This window comes from Shinella daejeonensis (genome assembly GCF_024281235.1).
Taxonomy (GTDB): domain Bacteria; phylum Pseudomonadota; class Alphaproteobacteria; order Rhizobiales; family Rhizobiaceae; genus Shinella; species Shinella daejeonensis.
In genome coordinates, this window is the sequence record NZ_JAHWXY010000002.1 from 125898 (window position 1) to 143380 (window position 17483).

16 protein-coding genes are annotated in these 17483 nt (G+C 62.5%); 11 read left to right on the plus strand and 5 right to left on the minus strand.

What is annotated here, in order from left to right; genetic code table 11:
* Positions 1-9: 9 nt before the first annotated feature.
* Positions 10-1614, plus strand: a complete 1605-nt coding sequence (locus tag KYK29_RS07225; RefSeq protein ID WP_254690215.1) for a GMC family oxidoreductase — start codon at positions 10-12, stop codon at positions 1612-1614.
* A 79-nt stretch (positions 1615-1693) separates the two neighbouring features.
* On the opposite strand, the gene KYK29_RS07230 is transcribed toward KYK29_RS07225, so the two are convergent.
* The 5 genes from KYK29_RS07230 to KYK29_RS07250 form a co-directional block, all read right to left on the minus strand.
* Positions 1694-3121 (minus strand): aldehyde dehydrogenase family protein, encoded by a 1428-nt coding sequence (locus tag KYK29_RS07230; RefSeq protein ID WP_254690216.1) that lies wholly within the window; start codon positions 3119-3121, stop codon positions 1694-1696.
* Complete coding sequence (locus tag KYK29_RS07235; RefSeq protein ID WP_254690217.1) at positions 3118-4218, minus strand: quaternary amine ABC transporter ATP-binding protein; 1101 nt, start codon at positions 4216-4218, stop codon at positions 3118-3120. Before KYK29_RS07235 ends, KYK29_RS07230 begins: the two co-directional genes overlap by 4 nt.
* Positions 4215-4949 (minus strand): ABC transporter permease, encoded by a 735-nt coding sequence (locus KYK29_RS07240; protein ID WP_254690218.1) that lies wholly within the window; start codon positions 4947-4949, stop codon positions 4215-4217. Before KYK29_RS07240 ends, KYK29_RS07235 begins: the two co-directional genes overlap by 4 nt.
* On the minus strand, positions 4907-5266 hold the full coding sequence (locus KYK29_RS07245) for a hypothetical protein (RefSeq protein WP_254690219.1): 360 nt from the start codon (positions 5264-5266) through the stop codon (positions 4907-4909). The genes KYK29_RS07240 and KYK29_RS07245 overlap by 43 nt, the downstream gene beginning before the upstream one ends.
* 110 nt (positions 5267-5376) lie before the next feature.
* Positions 5377-6348, minus strand: coding sequence for an ABC transporter substrate-binding protein (locus KYK29_RS07250; RefSeq protein ID WP_254690220.1), 972 nt, complete (start codon positions 6346-6348; stop codon positions 5377-5379).
* 85 nt (positions 6349-6433) lie between these two features.
* Between KYK29_RS07250 and KYK29_RS07255 the strand changes: the two genes are divergently transcribed.
* The 10 genes from KYK29_RS07255 (at position 6434) to KYK29_RS07300 (ending at position 17474) form a co-directional block, all read left to right on the plus strand.
* Complete coding sequence (locus tag KYK29_RS07255) at positions 6434-7456, plus strand: LysR substrate-binding domain-containing protein (RefSeq protein ID WP_254690221.1); 1023 nt, start codon at positions 6434-6436, stop codon at positions 7454-7456.
* A gap of 800 nt (positions 7457-8256) precedes the next feature.
* Positions 8257-9618, plus strand: a complete 1362-nt coding sequence (locus KYK29_RS07260; protein WP_254690222.1) for an NAD(P)/FAD-dependent oxidoreductase — start codon at positions 8257-8259, stop codon at positions 9616-9618.
* Positions 9619-9766: 148 nt separating this feature from the next.
* The gene (locus KYK29_RS07265; RefSeq protein WP_254690223.1) at positions 9767-10576 is read left to right on the plus strand and encodes an IclR family transcriptional regulator; all 810 of its coding nucleotides are present in this window, start codon (positions 9767-9769) and stop codon (positions 10574-10576) included.
* A gap of 16 nt (positions 10577-10592) precedes the next feature.
* Positions 10593-10946 (plus strand): RidA family protein, encoded by a 354-nt coding sequence (locus KYK29_RS07270; protein WP_254690224.1) that lies wholly within the window; start codon positions 10593-10595, stop codon positions 10944-10946.
* A gap of 46 nt (positions 10947-10992) precedes the next feature.
* On the plus strand, positions 10993-12003 hold the full coding sequence (locus tag KYK29_RS07275) for an ABC transporter substrate-binding protein (protein ID WP_254690225.1): 1011 nt from the start codon (positions 10993-10995) through the stop codon (positions 12001-12003).
* Positions 12004-12072: 69 nt separating this feature from the next.
* On the plus strand, positions 12073-12957 hold the full coding sequence (locus KYK29_RS07280) for an ABC transporter permease (RefSeq protein WP_254690226.1): 885 nt from the start codon (positions 12073-12075) through the stop codon (positions 12955-12957).
* A gap of 1 nt (position 12958) precedes the next feature.
* Positions 12959-13738: an ABC transporter permease gene (locus tag KYK29_RS07285; RefSeq protein ID WP_254690227.1), complete on the plus strand. Its 780-nt coding sequence runs from the start codon at positions 12959-12961 to the stop codon at positions 13736-13738.
* The gene (locus KYK29_RS07290) at positions 13735-14841 is read left to right on the plus strand and encodes an ABC transporter ATP-binding protein (RefSeq protein ID WP_254690228.1); all 1107 of its coding nucleotides are present in this window, start codon (positions 13735-13737) and stop codon (positions 14839-14841) included. Before KYK29_RS07285 ends, KYK29_RS07290 begins: the two co-directional genes overlap by 4 nt.
* A 21-nt stretch (positions 14842-14862) precedes the next feature.
* Positions 14863-16323, plus strand: a complete 1461-nt coding sequence (locus tag KYK29_RS07295) for a 2Fe-2S iron-sulfur cluster-binding protein (RefSeq protein ID WP_254690229.1) — start codon at positions 14863-14865, stop codon at positions 16321-16323.
* Positions 16320-17474, plus strand: coding sequence for an NAD(P)/FAD-dependent oxidoreductase (locus KYK29_RS07300; protein WP_254690230.1), 1155 nt, complete (start codon positions 16320-16322; stop codon positions 17472-17474). The genes KYK29_RS07295 and KYK29_RS07300 overlap by 4 nt, the downstream gene beginning before the upstream one ends.
* Positions 17475-17483 lie beyond the last annotated feature (9 nt).

Here is a 17483-nt window from a genome sequence, read left to right on the forward strand (position 1 = left end):
GGGGCAGCCATGAACTGGGACTATATCGTCATCGGCGCGGGCTCGGCCGGCTGCGTTCTCGCCAATCGGCTGAGCGCCGACCCCGCGATCAAGGTGCTGCTCCTCGAGGCCGGCGGCAGCGACAAGAAATTTAACATCATGATGCCCTCGCTCGCCTTCAAGGCGATGGCGGACAGGCGCACCAACTGGAAATTCATCGCCGAGCCGGATCCGACGCGCAACAACCGCCGGGACATGGTGCCGCGCGGCAAGGTGCTTGGCGGCTCAAGCTCGATCAATGCAATGTTCTACGTGCGCGGCAATCGCGGCGATTACGACCACTGGGCGCAGCTCGGAAACCGCGGCTGGTCCTATGACGAGATCCTCCCCTACTTCAAAAAGGTCGAGGACAACCGCGACGGCATGACCGACATCTACGGCAAGGGCGGCCCGATCGTCGTCAGCACGGTGCGCAAGCCGCCGAAGCTGGCGCATGTCTTCATCGAGGCGATGCAGGAGCTGGGTTACCCGCACAACCCCGCCTACAATGCCGAGCCGACCGAAGGCGTCGCCTTCAGCCAGGTGACGCAGCATCGGGGGATACGCTTCAGCGCGGCGAGAGGCTACCTGGACCCGATCAAGTCCCGGCCGAACCTGAAGATCGTGACGGGCGCGCTCGTGCGCAGGATCGTGTTCGACGGCCGCCGCGCGGCAGGCGTGGAATTCGACAGCGGCGGGACGACCCGGATCGAGCGATGCACCGGAGAAGTGATCCTGGCGGCGAGCGCCATCAATTCGCCAAAGCTCCTGATGCTCTCCGGTATCGGTCCCGGCGACCAGCTCCGGGCCCTCGGCATCACGGTTCTTCACGACAGTCCCGGCGTCGGCCGTAATCTCCAGGAACATCCGAGCACGCAGGTGAAAGCCTATGTGAACGTCAAGACGCCGAACCAGGAGTTCAACCTTCTCGGCATCCTGAAATACGGCGCGCAGTTTCTGTTCGATCGCTCGGGTTATGCCACCTATACCTATACCGGCATGGGACTGATCCGGACGCGGCCGGATCTCGAGTATCCCGACATCCAGTATCATTTCGGCGCCTTCTCCGCGAATTACACCGACGAGGGCATCGAGATGCAGAAGGAGGCTGCGATCAACCTGCAGCCCAACGTCAACAATTCGCGCAGCCGCGGCTATCTGGAACTGCGCTCGGCCGATCCGAACGAGCAGCCGAAAATCCAGTTGAACCTTCTCAGCGACCCTTACGACATCGAGACGCTGATGGCCGGTGGCAGGATCGCCCGGGCAGCGCTGCAATCGAAAGCCTTCGCCCCCTATGTCATCGGCGAGATGAAGCCCGGCAAGGACGTGCAGACGGACGACGAGTGGATCGCCTATATGCGCGAGAATGCCAGCGGCAGCTACCACCCTTGCGGAACCTGCAAGATGGGGATCGATCCCGCAGCCGTCGTGACGCCGGAACTCAAGGTCATCGGTGTCGAAGGCCTGCGTGTCGTGGATTCCTCGATCATCCCGCAGATACCGAGCTGCAACCTGAACGCCATCAGCATGGCGATCGGCGAAAAAGGCGCCGATCTGATCCTGCGGGAAAGAGCCGCGCGCGCCGCAGCCTGAGAATAAGAGGATATTGGCTTCAAGATTGGGGTGGGTCGAACGGGGATACGGCAACGTATCCCCGTTTTCGACTTTGCCGTCAGCCTTGCAGGCCGCCGATGGCCTTCACCTCGACGAAGGCCTCGAAGCCGGCCTCGCCGCATTCCCGGCCATTGCCCGACTGCTTGAACCCGCCGAAAGGCGCCGAGGCATCCCATGCCGGATAGTTGATCGTTACCTGGCCGGCCCGCAACTGCCTGGCAATCTTGCCGGCCTTCGACAGGTCGGCGCATTGCAGATAGGCCGCAAGGCCATAGGGCGTATCGTTGGCGATCGCGATCGCATCGTCGATACTGTCATAGGGAATGAGGCTGACGACCGGGCCGAACATTTCTTCGCGCGCAGATGTCATACCGGGCGTGACATCGGCAAAGACGGTCGGCTGCACGAAATAGCCTCGATCCAAGGTCGGTGGCCGCTCGCTGCCACCCGTCACGACCGTCGCACCTTCGGCGATCGTTCGGTCGATCAGCGTCTTGACCCGTTCGTACTGCCGTTCGTTCATGACCGGACCGAGCATCACCTGATCGTCGGTGACATCGCCGAGCACGACGGACTGCGCGGCCCTGCGGGCGTATTCGATCGCCTTGGCCTGCAGATGCCGGGGGACAAGCATGCGCGTCGGGGCCGTGCAGGACTGACCGGCATTACGATAGGCGCCGAGCACGCCCTTGGTGACGGCGCTTTCCAGATCGACATCCTCGATGAGGATGTTCGCCGAATTGCCGCCAAGCTCCTGATGGACGCGCTTGACGGTATCGGCGGCGCTTTTCGCCACCTGCACCCCGGCGCGGGTCGAGCCGGTGAAGGACACCATGTCGACGCCGGGATGGCGCGCCATGGCTTCGCCGACGGTCGGCCCGTCGCCGTTGACGAGATTGAAGACACCGGCCGGGAAACCGGCGTCGTGCAAAATTTCAGCAAACAGCATCGGGCTGATCGGCGCATATTCGCTCGGCTTCAGCACCACCGTGCAACCGGTCGCCAAGGCCGGCATGACCTTGGTGACGATCTGAAGCACCGGGAAATTCCACGGCGTGATCAGCGCGCAGACGCCTATCGGCTCCAGCGACAGCAATGTCGGACCCGCCATGCGCTCGAATTCGTAATATTCGAGAATCCGGATCGCATCGGCGATGTGGGCGCGCGCGCCGGCGATCTGCGCCTGGCGCGCAAAGGTGATCGGCGCACCCATTTCGAGCGTCGTCAGTTGCGCCAGATCCTCGGCGCGTTCATCGAAAATCGAAAGCGCCCGCCGGAACAGTTCCAGCCGCTCTTCGCGGGAGGATTGGCTGTAGGTGGCGAACGCCCGGCGCGCGGCCGCGACCGCCTGGTCGACGTCTTCCGCCGTGCCCATGGCGATCGTTCCGGCGACCTCCTCGGTCGCGGGATTGATGACGTCGCGTCGCGGCCGACCCTCCGTGGTGACGAATCGGCCGTCGATAAAGAAATGATCGAGATAATTCAAAGAGCATGCTCCTGCTGTTGCTGGTCGTGCTGGTCGCGGCGCGGTATCTCGCCGGGCTGTTCCCGGCGGGCGCCGCGCGGCACGAGGGCCTTGAAGACATCGGCCATCTTGACGACGCCCACCGGCACGCCGTCCTTCATCACCAGGAAGGACCGGGTGACATCTCCCTGTGACCGGGCGATCAGATGTTCCAGATTGTCGTCGGCATCGACCTTCCCGTCCGTGCCGGAGTTGGTCACGATGCCGGGGATCATGGCCGATTCTGCCCGCAGCACGCGCGCGAGATTGATGTCATTGACGAACTTCTGAATGTAATTATCGGCCGGGTTGAGGATGATATCCTGCGGTTCGCCCTGCTGCACGACGACGCCGTCCTTCAGGATCACGAGATGATCGGCGATCTTCAGGGACTCGTCGAGGTCGTGGGTAATGAAGACGATCGTCTTGTCCAATTCCTTCTGAAGCTCCAGCAGCAGGTTCTGCATGTCCGTGCGGATCAGGGGATCAAGCGCCGAAAAGGCCTCGTCCATCAGCATGACGTCGGAATTCGAGGCCAGCGCTCGGGCGATGCCGACGCGTTGCTGCATGCCGCCGGAGAGTTGTTGCGGATAATAGCTCTCGAAGCCCTTGAGGCCGAGACGTTCCAGCCACTTCAATGCATTCCGGCGTGCATCGGCCTCGCTGTCGCCGCGGGCGCGTTGCGCCATCTCGACATTCTGCTGCACCCGCATATGCGGCATGAGCGCGAAGTTCTGGAAGACCATGGACATGCGGAACCGCCGAAGCTCCCGCAAAGGCGCGCCCGTCAGTCCCGCGACATCCGTGCCATCGAGCAGGATCTGGCCGGCGGTCGGCTTGATCAGTCCGTTGAGATGGCGGATCAACGTCGACTTGCCGGAACCGGAAAGCCCCATGATGACGGTAATCTCACCACGGCGCATATCGACATTGATGTCCTGCAGCCCGAGCACATGGCTATGCTCCTTCAGCAACTCCGCCTTGCCCATGCCCTCCTTGACCTTGGGGACCATGGCCTCGGGGTCGGAACCGAAGATCTTGTAGAGGTTGCGGATCGCGATCTTGGGATGTTCGGTCAATGGCCTTTCCCCTGCGGCTGGAGAGTGGAGTTTACCCGCGACATCGACGCCTTGCTCACCCGGTCGAAATTGATCGCCAACAGGACGATGCCGAGGCCCGCGACAAGGCCGACTCCGAGCTCGAGATTGTTGATGCCGCGCAGTACCAGCACGCCGAGACCTGGCGCCGAAACCAGCGATGCGATCACCACCATGGACAGCGACATCATGATCGTCTGGTTGACGCCGGCCATGATGCTGGGAAGCGCGAGCGGCATCTCGACCTTGAACAGCTTTTGCCAGCGATCGAGGCCGAAAGCGTCGGCCGCCTCGCCAACGCTGCCATCGACCATGCGGATACCGAGATTGGTCAGCCGGATCACCGGGACCACCGCGTAGAGGATGATCGCGATGCCGTAGAGCTTCGACTCGGTCACCGAGAACAGAAAGATCAGCGGAATTAGATAAACGAAGGAGGGCAGCGTCTGAAGCATGTCCAGCACCGGCAGCGACCACCGCTCCATACGCTGGCTTTTCGACATGAGGATGCCGATGGGGATGCCGATCAGAATGCAAATGAAGGTGCAGGAGAATACGATCACCATCGTCTGCAGCGCATAGTGAAGGTGATCGACGAAGCCGAGCGCAAACAGCGTCGCGGCCACCAGGACCAGGATCGGCCACGAACGGCTGGCGAGATAGACGATGATCAGCAGCGCAGCGACCAACGCCCACCAGGGAACGACTTCCACCACCCGGAGCGAAAAATCGAGAAGCCAAGAGAGAGAGGCTGCGTCAGCGGGTCGAGCACGGTTTTCAACGTGACGCGCAAATAGAGGAAGCCACTTTCAATCCCCGAGGTCAGGCCACGCGTGCGCGGCACGGCATGACAGGCGTCGTGCAGGGCATCGAGCGAGGGAAACGGCGCATCCGCCCACGACTGACCGCCCCCGTCGGCATCCTTGCTTTTCTTCAGCAGCTCGGCCATGCTCATCGGGCCTTTGCTCTCGGAAGCGTCGCACCAGTCGCGAAGTCCAAGCGCATTGAATAATCCATCGTAGAAAGCCATCGCTCTCCTCCGTTCGCAACGGCGTCATGATAGACAGCCGCTTCCGCTCAAGGCCAAGAAAAACGAAAAGGGGCCTGCGATGACCAATGCGCCACGCAGACCCCACAGGCTTACTTGACGATGGCCGTCACCTTGGCCTTGGCATCCTCGGACAGCCAGTTCGGCCACACATCCATGTAGGTCGTCAGGAAATAAACGGCGGTCTCGTCTGCCGTCGCCTTGTTCTCTTCCTGCCAGGCGAGCAGCCCGTTCATGATTTCGTTGGTAAAGCTCACCTTGCTCATCAGGGCCACGATTTCCGGATTGGCGTCATGGAAAGGCTTGGCCATGGTGGTGAGGACCGTCGCCTTCGGCCAGCCGGTCCTGGCCGGAGTCGCGCAATCGACGGTCGCGTTGCATTTGGCTTTTTCCTTGTCAACGGTACCCATGTCGACTTCGACCATTTTGTATTTGCCGAGGATACTGGTCGGAGCCCAGTAATAGCCGAACCACGGCTCCTTAGCCGTATGTGCGGACGCGATGGACGCAGCAAGCGTCTCAAGCGAACCGTGATTGAACACCTCGATGCCGTGCTTTTCGAGTTCAAAGGCTTTGATCAGGTTGTCGTTGGACGTGCGGCAACCTGTGCCGACAGGGCAGTTAACGAATCGGCCACCGACAAGCGTCGGATTCGCCAGGATTCCATCGATCGTCTTCAGTTCGGGATGGGCCTCGGCGAGATAGTCGGGAATCCACCAGGCGTCGACGCCGCCGTCCGACAGCACGTCGGCGACCTTGACGATCTTTCCTTCCTTCTCGAGCTTGTAGTAGATGTCCGCGACACCGGGCCAGACTTCCGTGAGGATGTCCGGCTGGCCCGTCTCCGCAAGAGACGTCAGCGCCGGCACGGTGGAGGTCGGAACCTTCTTCACCGTACAGCCGTAGCCCTGCTCCATCAGGAAGCTGGAGACCGCCGTCACGACGGCCGAGGACGCCCAGTTCATCTCGGTAATCGTGACGGTGTCACAAGCCGCGTTCGCGGAAGACGTGCCGGCAAGAAAACCGGCGCTGACCATGCCCACTGCTGCAAGGATAGACTTCATTTCTCGTTCCCCTGTTGGCGTTTTGCCGATAACCATCCGCATGACACAGTTCCATGCTGGCGCTCCCGGATGATTAGACCGTTTCATGCTGATCTACGAGCAGATTACGGTCGAGTTGACAGATAACAAGTTGCTAAATACCTACGGGATGCGTAAGTTTGGCTTTATGCAAAAGCTCCGCTACAGACTGCCGCCGCCAAATCTTCTCATCACGTTCGAGGCCGCCGGGCGTCATCTCAGCTTTACCAAGGCTGCGACTGAGCTGAACGTTTCTCGCGTCGCGGTTAGCCAGCAGATTCAGGCACTGGAAAAGTTCCTGGGCATACCGCTTTTCCAGCGCCTGCAGCGTTCCGTTCGGCTCACGAGGGTCGGCGAGCGCTATCACCTGGCAATTTCGGATGCGCTTGAGCGGGCGTTGCGTGCGACCGTCGAAATTAGCAAGCGATCGGAGAGCAATATCGTCAACGTCGGGACCACGCCCGGATTTATGCACTACTGGCTCTCCCCCAGGCTTGGCGAGTTCCGGACGATTCATCCTGATATCGAACTGCGGTTCATCGTCTCGGACGGAAACCTCGGTTTCGAGGAGAATATAGACGTCGCCATCAGATATGGAACGCCGCCCTTCGAAGGAGCCGAAAGCACGTTCCTCGCCCGCCAGGAGATAAGCCCGACCTGCGCCAGCACGTTCCTGCCGCCGGGGGTTACCCTCTCACCCTCCGATCTGCTGCGCCAACCGCTCCTCCACCTGGAAGGCCCGTTCGACGAGAAAACCCGCTGGTCGATATGGTTCCGGGCCCAAGGCCTCGACATCGCAAAAGCGCGCCCCGGAATAACGCTGAATTCCTATACGAACCTCGTGCAGGCGGCTCTCGACGGCCAAGGATTTGCCCTCATCGGTCCGCCGTTGATCGGGCGATTCTTGTCAAACGGGACACTCATTCAACCTGTCCACGCGGCTCCCGTCGTGCGTCATGCCTTCCATCTCCTTAGCCCCCGAACATCCATACCGTCCGCGGCAGTTGGGTCATTCGCGGAATGGGTCAGGCGCTCATTCCCGGACAATTCGGAATTGCTGGAAGATGCGATCGAACTGAAGGGAAGCTGAGCACCGCCCGAAATGGCCTCTTGGCGTCCGGAATTCCGTCAGCCAAGAGATATAGCCGTTCGGAGACCCGCGGAAACGCTCAAATCTTTGCAGGCGGAGACGCGGGCGACGTCCCGCCCGACTCGGTCGTAGATGGGGAAATGACCGACGCCTGAGGTCACTTGGCCGCAGCGGCTTTCTTTATCCATCCGTCAAATAGTGGTCTGCCCCTGGCCTGGCCCCATAGGGTGATCCGGTTTCAGTCTTAATGCATGATCGGCTTTCGGCGATTGCCTGGGCAGATGAGAGTGCCGATCCGCGTGGCTGCGCAGGCCAGATAATAGCCTCCGGCGCCAGTGGTCTGCCGGCCGGGCAAGACCGGCAGCATGACGGCCGCCAGCATGGCCTTCATGCGCGATCACGGTGTCCTCAACCAGGACGGAGACTCCGTCGAAGTGGCGCTGGCAAGGCAGCTTGTCGCCGCCTGATTATCAGCGTTTCGGGACGGTCCAATCGCGCCGTCCCTTTTTCCTCCCCTCATCACAGCCTCGCAGGAGGGAGCAAATCCCAGAGAACTCTGAACCCGCTATCGCGGGCGAAAACGCCTCAACGCGCGGATGCTTGGCCACACGAATTTGCTGTCCTGTGTCTACACTTCGACATCGTTCGGCGGCGCTACGTCTGATTGCGCCACTCTCCAGCGTGGTGAGCATTTTCAATCGCCATCGCGGCAACATATGCCTCAACATATTCGATATTGACATATCGGTACATTTGATCTTTTATCCATTTATCGATATTTAAATATCGCATAGCGATAGATGGTGCAGATGTACGATCCTCTTGTTCACCCATTTCCCGATGGCAGGCAGTCGAACCCGGACTCTTACTGGTCGAAAGTCGGCCAGGAAACGCCTGACGACGATGGTGCGGTCGATAGCGACATCGATGTCGACGTCGCGATCATCGGCGGCGGCTATACGGGATTGTCGGCCGCGCTCGCCTTGGGGCGTGAGCATGGGATCAGCGCCACCGTGCTGGAGGCCCGGTCTTCCGCTTGGGGGTGCAGTGGACGCAACGGCAGCTTCGCTCGTATTTCCGGCGGTCGCGTGCCGTGGTCGACTCTGGTGAAGAAATATGGCCCAGACGTCGCCACGGCCTATTTCGGCGAGCTCCGGCAAGGCCTCGAAACCGTTCGTGCCCTGATAGCGGACGGCATCGACTGCGACAAGCAACCGGATGGCGTCTACAAGGTTGCCACGTTCGGGAGTCACGTCGATACGCTCAAGCGGGAAGAAGAGCTTTACAACAGCATCCTTGGCTATCCCGCCCGTTTCATGGCTGCCGATAGCCTGCGCGGTATCCACGAGGGACCAGAAAGCCATGGCGCCCTCCATCTGCCCGATGGGTTCTCCATCGATCCCCTGAAATTCGCGCAGGGCATCCATCGCATGGCGCGCAGCAATGGGGCACGAATCCACACGAATTCTCCTGTCGTCGGCTGGGAGAGTAAAGGCGGCGCGCATCATCTTGCGACGCCAGCCGGGACGGTTCGGGCGAAGCGCGTCATCGTGGCGACCAACGGCTATACGTCGTCGCAGCTGCATCCGCAGCTTGCTGGGCGTATTCTCCCTGTCCATTCGCAGATCATCGTCACGGCCCCGATGACACAGGCGCAGGTCGAGGCGAGCCTGCCGTCGGGCAGCTGCATGTTCGACACTCGCGGCCTGCTCTTCTATTATCGCCGTCTTCCCGACAACCGGATGCTGTTCGGTGGACGCAGCGCCATCTCGGGCGCCGATGCCGGAGCGCCCCGTCATCGCCAGTATCTCTACGATGCGATGACGCGGAAATTTCCCGCGCTCGCCGGGATCGGCGTGGCGCACTGGTGGGGCGGCTGGGTCGCCGTCACCCGCAATTCCCTGCCGTTCTGCTATCGGGTGTCCGGTCTCAGCGACGTCTTCACTGCCGGCGGCTATGCGGGCAGCGGCGTGTCCTTCTCCGTCCACCTCGGCACCAGGCTCGCAATGATGGCGGCAGGCAAGCCGTTCGAGACGGGCGCGACGTTCCTCACCCGGGAGCCGGAGCGCTATCCGTTCGCATCCTTCATTCGACTGGGTCAGTGGATGGCGTATCGTTGGTTGCATGCCAAGGATGCACGTGAAGTGCGCAAGGCGGACTGAGCGGATGTCCCATTCAGCACCCACGAAACGCGACATACAGGGCTTTCGCCCCGCACACCGCTCCTCGGAACTCCGCCTAGAGTGCAGTGACAGCGATGGGGGGAATGGTATGAGTGCGGCTCCCATCAACCGTACGCGATTGGCTACAATGACCGAAGCCGAAAACTCACCTCTCTATGTCACCGCCCTTGCCAAGGGACTGTCCGTTCTCGCCGCGTTCGGCCCGTCCAGGCCGGCCATGAACCTGCTCGAGCTGGCGGATGCCACGGGCCTCAACAAGAGCACGATCCAGCGCTCCGTGTTCACCCTCGAAGCCTTGGGATATCTCGCCCGTGACGGCAGCTCCAAGCGCTACCGCCTGACGGTGAAATCCCTGGAAATGGGAACCGGCTATCTCCAGACCGCGGAACTGGTCGAGCGGGCCAATCCGTTCATCCAGCAACTGAACCGTCAGACCGGAGAGAGCTGCAATCTGCTCGAACCCTGGGAAACGGATATGGTCTATGTGGCACGGTTCACCAGCCACAAGGAAATGCCGATCCATGTTCCGATCGGACAGCGCCTCCCCATGTACTGCACCGCCTCCGGGCGTGCCTATCTTTCGGCTTTGCCCGTCGCGACGGCCGCCGACTATATCGAGCGGTCCAACCGCGTGGCGTTCACCGCGCATACCGTGACGGAGTCGGCGGCCATAATGGCGCTTGTGCAGCGCGCCCACAAGGACGGATTTTCCCTCATCACAGAGGAAATCTACGTGGGCGACATCGCCATCGGCGCGAGTGTCGTCAATGCCGAAGGCCAGCCGCTCGCGGCGATCAATATTTCGGTGCCGTTCAGCCGCTGGCGGCCGGAGCAGGTTCTCTCGGACCTCGCCCCGCAGCTCGTGAACACGGCACGGGCGATTTCCAGCGCCGCGAAAGGGCTGAAGCCCTCCGGCGCGCTCAAGCAACAAACCTAGAGACCAAGGAGAACGAATGTCCATTCAACGCTTTGAACCGAACGGCAAGCGCCTGAGTCATGTGCTGGTTCACAACGGCATTGCCTATGTCACGGGCCAGGTTCCGGCTGATCGCAGCCAGGATGTCGCCGGCCAGACCAGCCAGGTGCTGGCGCGCATCGACGAGCTTCTCGCCAAGGCGGGAACCGACAAATCCAGGATACTCTTCGCACAGGTATGGCTGAAGCATGCCGTTGCGGATTTCGCAGCGATGAACAAGGTCTGGGAAGACTGGATTCCGGAGACCGCATTGCCCGCCAGGGCGACGGTGGAGGCCAACCTCGCCGCGGAGAACATTCTCGTCGAGATCGCCGTTCAGGCAGCGGTTTAACTCTCAAAGCCGAACGATTCCAAGCAAATGAATGGGGAACTGGAACATGCGTGATATTCTTGCGATCACGGCGCTCGCGGCACTCTTCGCCGCCACCGCCGTCAATGCCGCCGACACCACCCTCACTATATCGAGCTATGGCGGCGTCTATCAGGAAGCCCAGTCCAAATCCTATTTCCAGCCGTTCATGGCTGCGAATCCGGAGATCAAGATCGTCGAGGACAGCGCGTCGAGCAATGCCAAGCTCAAGGCGATGGTGGAGACCGGGAACGTCACGCTGGACCTGCTCCTGACCGACGACAGTTTCGGCCTCGATGCCGACGCGCAATGGCTTGAGCCGATCGACTATTCCATTGTCGACAGGTCGAAGTTCATCGAGGGCGCCGCGGGAGCCTACCGCGTGGCGTCGGACATCGAAGGCACGGTACTTGCCTATAATGGCGAGGAGTTCGGCGGCGATGGGCCCAAGGGCTTCGCCGACTTCTTCGACACGGAGAAATTTCCCGGCGCACGCGCTGTCTGGAAATATGCGGCATCCGGCATTTTCGAGGCTGCACTCATCGCCGACGGCGTGAAGCCGGATGCGCTATACCCGATTGACGTGGAGCGTGCCCTCAAGAAACTCGATACCGTCAAGGCTGATCTTGTCTGGTGGGAAAGCGGCTCGCAGTCGGAGCAGTTGCTCTCAAGCGGCGAAGCGAGCATGGCGCTCGTCTGGGTCGGGCGAGCCGTGAACGTTGCCGAAAAGGGCATCAAGATCGACTGGACGAACTGGACATCGCAGACCGGATATTGGGTGGTTCCCAAGGGCACCAAGAACAAAGAAGCCGCGATGAAGGCGATCAGCTTCTTTACCGAGCCGGCCCAGCAAATCGAGTTCACGAAATACATGCCCTACGGTCCGTCCAACAAGAACGCGCTCGGTTCCGTAGACGCCAGGTTCAAGGGCAGCCTGCCGACGGATCACCTCGACACGCGCGTTCTGATGAATGCGGACTGGTGGGCCGAAAACGGTGCAAAGGTCGATCTTCGCTTCCAGGAATGGCTTCTCCAGTAAGGCCAATCGGCGCTGGACCCATCCGTCGAAGCGGACGGGTCCAGCCTCAACTTCGTGTTCGGACATAAGATGACTGTCTCAACTAACGATCGCCGCGAGTCTGTGACGGCGGGTCCGCTCTCGCGCGTGTCGCCAGCTTTCTGGCTGATTGCGCCGTCGGTCCTGTTTCTTGCGCTCTTCTTTCTGTTTCCGCTGCTGAAGCTCGTGGCGATCTCGCTGCCGGGCGGAAGCATGGAATATTACGACCAGATTTTCACCACGCCGGTTTTCCTGCGGGTCATCGGCGAGACCTTCCGGGTGTCGCTCATCGTGACAGCCGTGACGGTGGCGATCGCTTATCCGTATGCCTATGCCATGGCGCATGGCAGCCGCGCGACCTTGCTCGTCCTGACCGTCGCCCTGCTCATCCCCTTCTGGGTGAGCCTGCTTCTGCGCAGTTTCTCCTGGATCGTCCTGCTCCAGAACACCGGCCTGATCAACGATTTCCTGATCGCCGCCGGGCTGATCGATAGGCCGGTCCGCCTCATCCGCACGCCGCTCGGCGTGATCATCGGCATGGTGCATATCCTGCTACCCTACGCGGTCCTGCCGCTCTACACGGTGATGAAGAAGATCGACCTGCGCCTCATGGAAGCCTCGTCGATCTGCGGCGCAAGCTGGCTGCGCGGGTTCGCGCGAATCTATTTCCCGATGTCGCTGCCCGGTGTCGCGGCCTCCGCGATCCTCGCCTTCACGCTAGCGCTCGGCTTCTACATAACGCCGGCCCTCCTAGGCAGCCCGCGCGACATGATGATCGCGCAGATGATTGCTGGCCAGTTCAACGAGCAGCTCAACTTCGGCCTGGGCGCGGCACTTGCCGTGGTTCTCATGGTCCTGACGGCGATGGCCTTCGGTCTGTTCGGCGCGGCGCGGACGGCGCTCCAAATGCGCGGCCGCCGCAAGGGGGAAATCTGACATGAACACGCTGAGACGTATCCTCTTCTGGCTCGTGGTCGGCCTGACGGCGGTCTTCCTGCTGCTACCGACACTGATTATCGTCCCCATGTCGTTCACGACGACGCAGACGCTCGAGTTCCCGCCGGTCGGCTTCACCCTGGAATGGTACGGCAAGGTCCTCGGGGCATCGGACTGGCAGGCAGCGCTGTTCAACAGCCTCGTCGTTGCCTTCGCCGCAGCGATCCTTGCGACCGTGATCGGAACGGCGGCCGCCCTTGCCCTGCACGCCTATAATTTCCTCGGCAAGACCGTCGTTATGGGCCTTCTGCTCAGCCCCATGGTCACGCCCGTCATTGTGCTCGCGGTGGGGATGTACATGGTCTTTTCCGGATGGGGGCTCGTAGCGACGCGGGCCGGGCTGGTATTTGCCCATACGGTTCTCGCCATTCCCTTCGTCGTCGTCTCGGTCCTTGCAAGCTCGCGCATGGTCAACCCGTCGCTCGCCCCCGCCAGCCTCGGCCTTGGGGCAAGCCGCTGGTTTACGTTCCGACGGGTCACGCTGCCGCTGATCATGCCAGGCGTTTTGTCTGGCGCCGTCTTCGCCTTCATCACGTCGTGGGACGAAGTCGTCATTGCCCTGTTTCTCGCCGATGCGCAGACCCGCACGGTTCCGATCATGATCTGGAACCAGGTGCGCACCAACCTCGATCCCGCCACCGCCGCCGTCGCCGCGATCCTCATCGTGCTGTCGGCGCTGGGCGTCCTCCTCTCGCACAAATTCAGGGAAGCCAGATCATGAACGCCGCCCTTCAGAACACCGCAGGCACGGCCATGAAACTCGAAGGGGTTTCGAAGCTCTACGGATCGGTAAAAGCCCTCGACAACGTGTCGTTCGAGCTTCGCAAGGGCGAGTTCCTAACCATGCTCGGCCCTTCGGGATCGGGCAAGACGACCTCACTTCGCGCCATCGCGGGCTTCATCCAGCCGAGCGCCGGCCGTTTGCTGATCGATGGCCGGGACATGACCGCCGTTCCCCCGCAGAAGCGCAATATCGGCATGATGTTCCAGGACTATGCGCTCTTTCCGCATATGACGGTCCTCGAAAACATCGGCTATCCACTGGAGACGCGCGGCATCAAGCGGGCCGAGCGCGAAAAGCGCGGCATGGAGATGCTCGAGATCGTCGGTCTGGCGCATTGCGCCAAGCGCTATCCGAAGGAGATGTCCGGCGGCCAGCAGCAGCGTGTCGCGCTCGCCCGCGCCCTCGTGTTCAAGCCGGATATCGTGCTTCTGGACGAGCCGATGGCCGCGCTCGACAAGAAGCTGCGCGGGCAGATGCAGATCGAGATCATGCACATCACCCGGCAGGTCGGCGCGACGGTGGTTTCCGTGACCCATGACCAGGAGGAGGCGCTGGTCATGAGCGACCGCATCGCCATCTTCAAGGACGGCCGTCTCGAGCAGATCGGCACGCCGCACGAGCTTTACCTCCAGCCACGCTCGGAGTTCGTCGCCGATTTTATCGGGGAAGCCAACCTCCTGCGCGGTGTTGTCCACCCGGCGGGCGACGAGATCGTCGTGGAAGGCGATGGCTGGAAGGCCAACCTCCCAAAGGACGATCCCCGGTCGGTGTCGATCGCCACGGCGCAGAAGGCCTGCGTAGTGCTCCGGCCGGAACGGATTCATGCGGTTCCGGCGGGCTCTGGCGCTCCGAATGAGGGCGTGGGGGTGATCGAGGACAAGATTTATCTCGGGGTCGAATACCGGCTCGTTGTGCGGATGAACGATGGCGGCAAGGTCAATCTTCGCAGTCGCGATGTCGCGACTATCGCCGGCATGCAGGCCGGGGACCGGATCGGCATGGCGTGGACCGCCGACGATATCGTCGTCATCGGCGCGTGACGGCGAAAAGGGGAAACGGGCATGGTAAGCAACGGGCGGACGGTGGCATTCCTCTGGAACGGCACGCGGATTGAGGCGCGGCAAGGCGATAGCGTCGCCGCCGCCCTCTGGCGTGCCGGGATCACCACGCTCGCACGGTCACGCAAGGTTCACCGGCCTCTCGGATATAGCGGTGCCTATCCGACAGGCGTGCTCGCCCGTGTGAACGGACGCCCGAACGTGCGGCTCGACCAAACTTGCGTGGAGGACGGCCTTGCCGTCGAGATGCAGAACACCTGGCCATCGCCGCGCTTCGACCTCCTAAAGCTCGCGCAGGCCGTGCCGGCGAAGTTCGTCTATGGCGGCTTCGAGCATGGCGCCTGGATGCCGAAGGCCGGTCTGGCCTATCGCCTTGCCGAAAGGGCGATGGCGAACCTCGCCGGCGTCGCGCGTCCCGCCGATGCCGCAGCCGAGCCGCGACTCGTCCCCGGAGAGCGCATGGCGGTGGATTGCCTCGTCGTCGGGGGCGGTCCTGCCGGGATCGCGGAGGCAAATCGGCGCGCCGGGCACGGCGAGACCGTGGCGCTCGTCACGAGAGGCGAAAGCCTCGCCCGTTTCGCCAGCGCCGCTGGAACCGCCATCGAACCGCTTGACCCGAAGGTTCGCCTGTTTACGGGCATGGAGCTTTTCGGCGTCTACCGTGAGGGCGCGCTGATGGTCGCCGCCCCCCATGACAATCGGCGCGGCGCCGTGGTGTTCGATCCCCGGACGGCGGTGCTGGCGACGGGGCGGCGGTCGATCCCGCCGCTGGTTCCGGGCAGCCATCTGCCCGGCGTGCTGGACGCGCACGCCGCCTTCCAGCTCACTGCCGTTCACGGCGTTATGCCGGGACGGCGCGTCGCGGTTGTCGGAACTGGAGCCGAGAAGGCCCTTGCGGACAGGCTTGCGGCCCTCGGCGTGACCGTGGTTCATCGCGGCCCCGTCGAGGAACTCGTCGAGATCAGAGGACGTCGCCGGGTGAGTGCCATCCGCGCCGGTACAGAGATCGGCTGCGATGCCGTCATCCATGCCGGGCCGTGGCGAATCGATCCGAGCCTCGGCTTTCAGGCTTCGGGAGAAGGGATGTTCCAGGTGCTGGCGCGCCCGCTTCCGGCCAGGATGTCGGTTGCCGGGGCGGCGGCCCTCGGCGACGAGCGCATTCATGCCCGCAAGCACCTTCACCCCGGCACCCTGATCTGCCCCTGCATGGATGTGACGGCCGGCGAACTCTACTGCCACATCGATGCGGGGGAAACGGACCCGGAGGTCCTGAAGCGGCTGACCTCCTGCGGCATGGGACCATGCCAGGGCTTTCCCTGCTGGGAGCACATGCTGGCGCTGCTCGCCGCCCGCATCGACACAGAACCGGAGGCCTTCGCCCGCCCCACCCATCGGCCGCCCCGGCGCGCGATCACCGTGGCGCAGGCGGCGGGCCTCGCCAGCCTCGTGGAGCCTGACCGATGAATACGCCCCTTCCCAAACGCGCATCCGTCGTCATCATCGGTGGCGGCGTGCAGGGCCTTTCCGTCGCCTTCAATCTGGTCGAGCAGGGGCAGCGGGACATCCTCGTCCTCGATGCCGGATACTGGCAGGGCGGCGCGTCCGGCCGCAACGGCACGCTCATCCGGCCGGGCTTCGCCTCCGTCGCCTGGACCGAACTCTTCGTCCTGACTGTGAAGGAATGGCAAACCTGGTCAAAACGCCTCGGCGAGAATGTGATGTTCACGCAGCGCGGCTATTCCGTCGTGTCGGAAACGGAAAAGAGCGAGGCGATGCTGCTCGAAGGTCTGAAGGTTCAGAAGAGCCTCGGGGTCGACAGCCGCATGCTGTCGCGCCGCGAGATCGACGATCTTCTTCCCGCGATCAACAAGTCCCGCGTCCGGGCCGTGCAGCATCAGCCCGAGGGCGGTGTCGCGCCGCACCACGCGGTGATGAAGGGGCTGCTTTCCTTCTGCCAACATAACGGCGTCGATGTCCGCTACCGCACGCAGATCACCGGCCTGGAGCGGACGGGCACGCGCGTGAGCGCTGTGCTGGTCGGCGACCACAGGATCGAGGCGGATTGCGTCGTCGCCTGCGCCGGGCCAAACAATCCCGATATCGCCGCCATGGCCGCCGTGCCGCTCGATGGCTTCGGCATGCGCATCGAGGCCATGGCGTTGGAGCCGACGCGGCCGCTCATCAAGCCGGCTATCGCCCTGATCGACAGCCTCGCCTATTTCCACCAGACCTCGCGCGGCGAGGTAGTGGGCGGAACCGAGGTGCCCGAGACGCCGCGCATGTCGCTCAAGGTCGACGTCCCCGTGATGGCGAACATGGCGAAGGTTTACCTGGAAATGTTCCCCCAGCTCGGCGAGGTCCGCATCCTGCGCCACTGGGCCGGGCAGTTCCATGCCTCGACCGACTACGCCCCGCTGCTCGGCGAGCACCCCGACCTGAAGGACCTCTGGTTCTCGGCGGGCTGGTCCTACGGTTTCGCCGGCGCGCCTGCTGCCGGAAAGCTGCTCGCGGAAGCGATCGCCAAGGGCCGGATCGACCACCGGATGAAGCCCTTCGCCCTCGACCGCTTCGAGAAAACGGGGCCGATCGTCGAAGGCGGCATCGTGCTCGCATGACACTCCAAA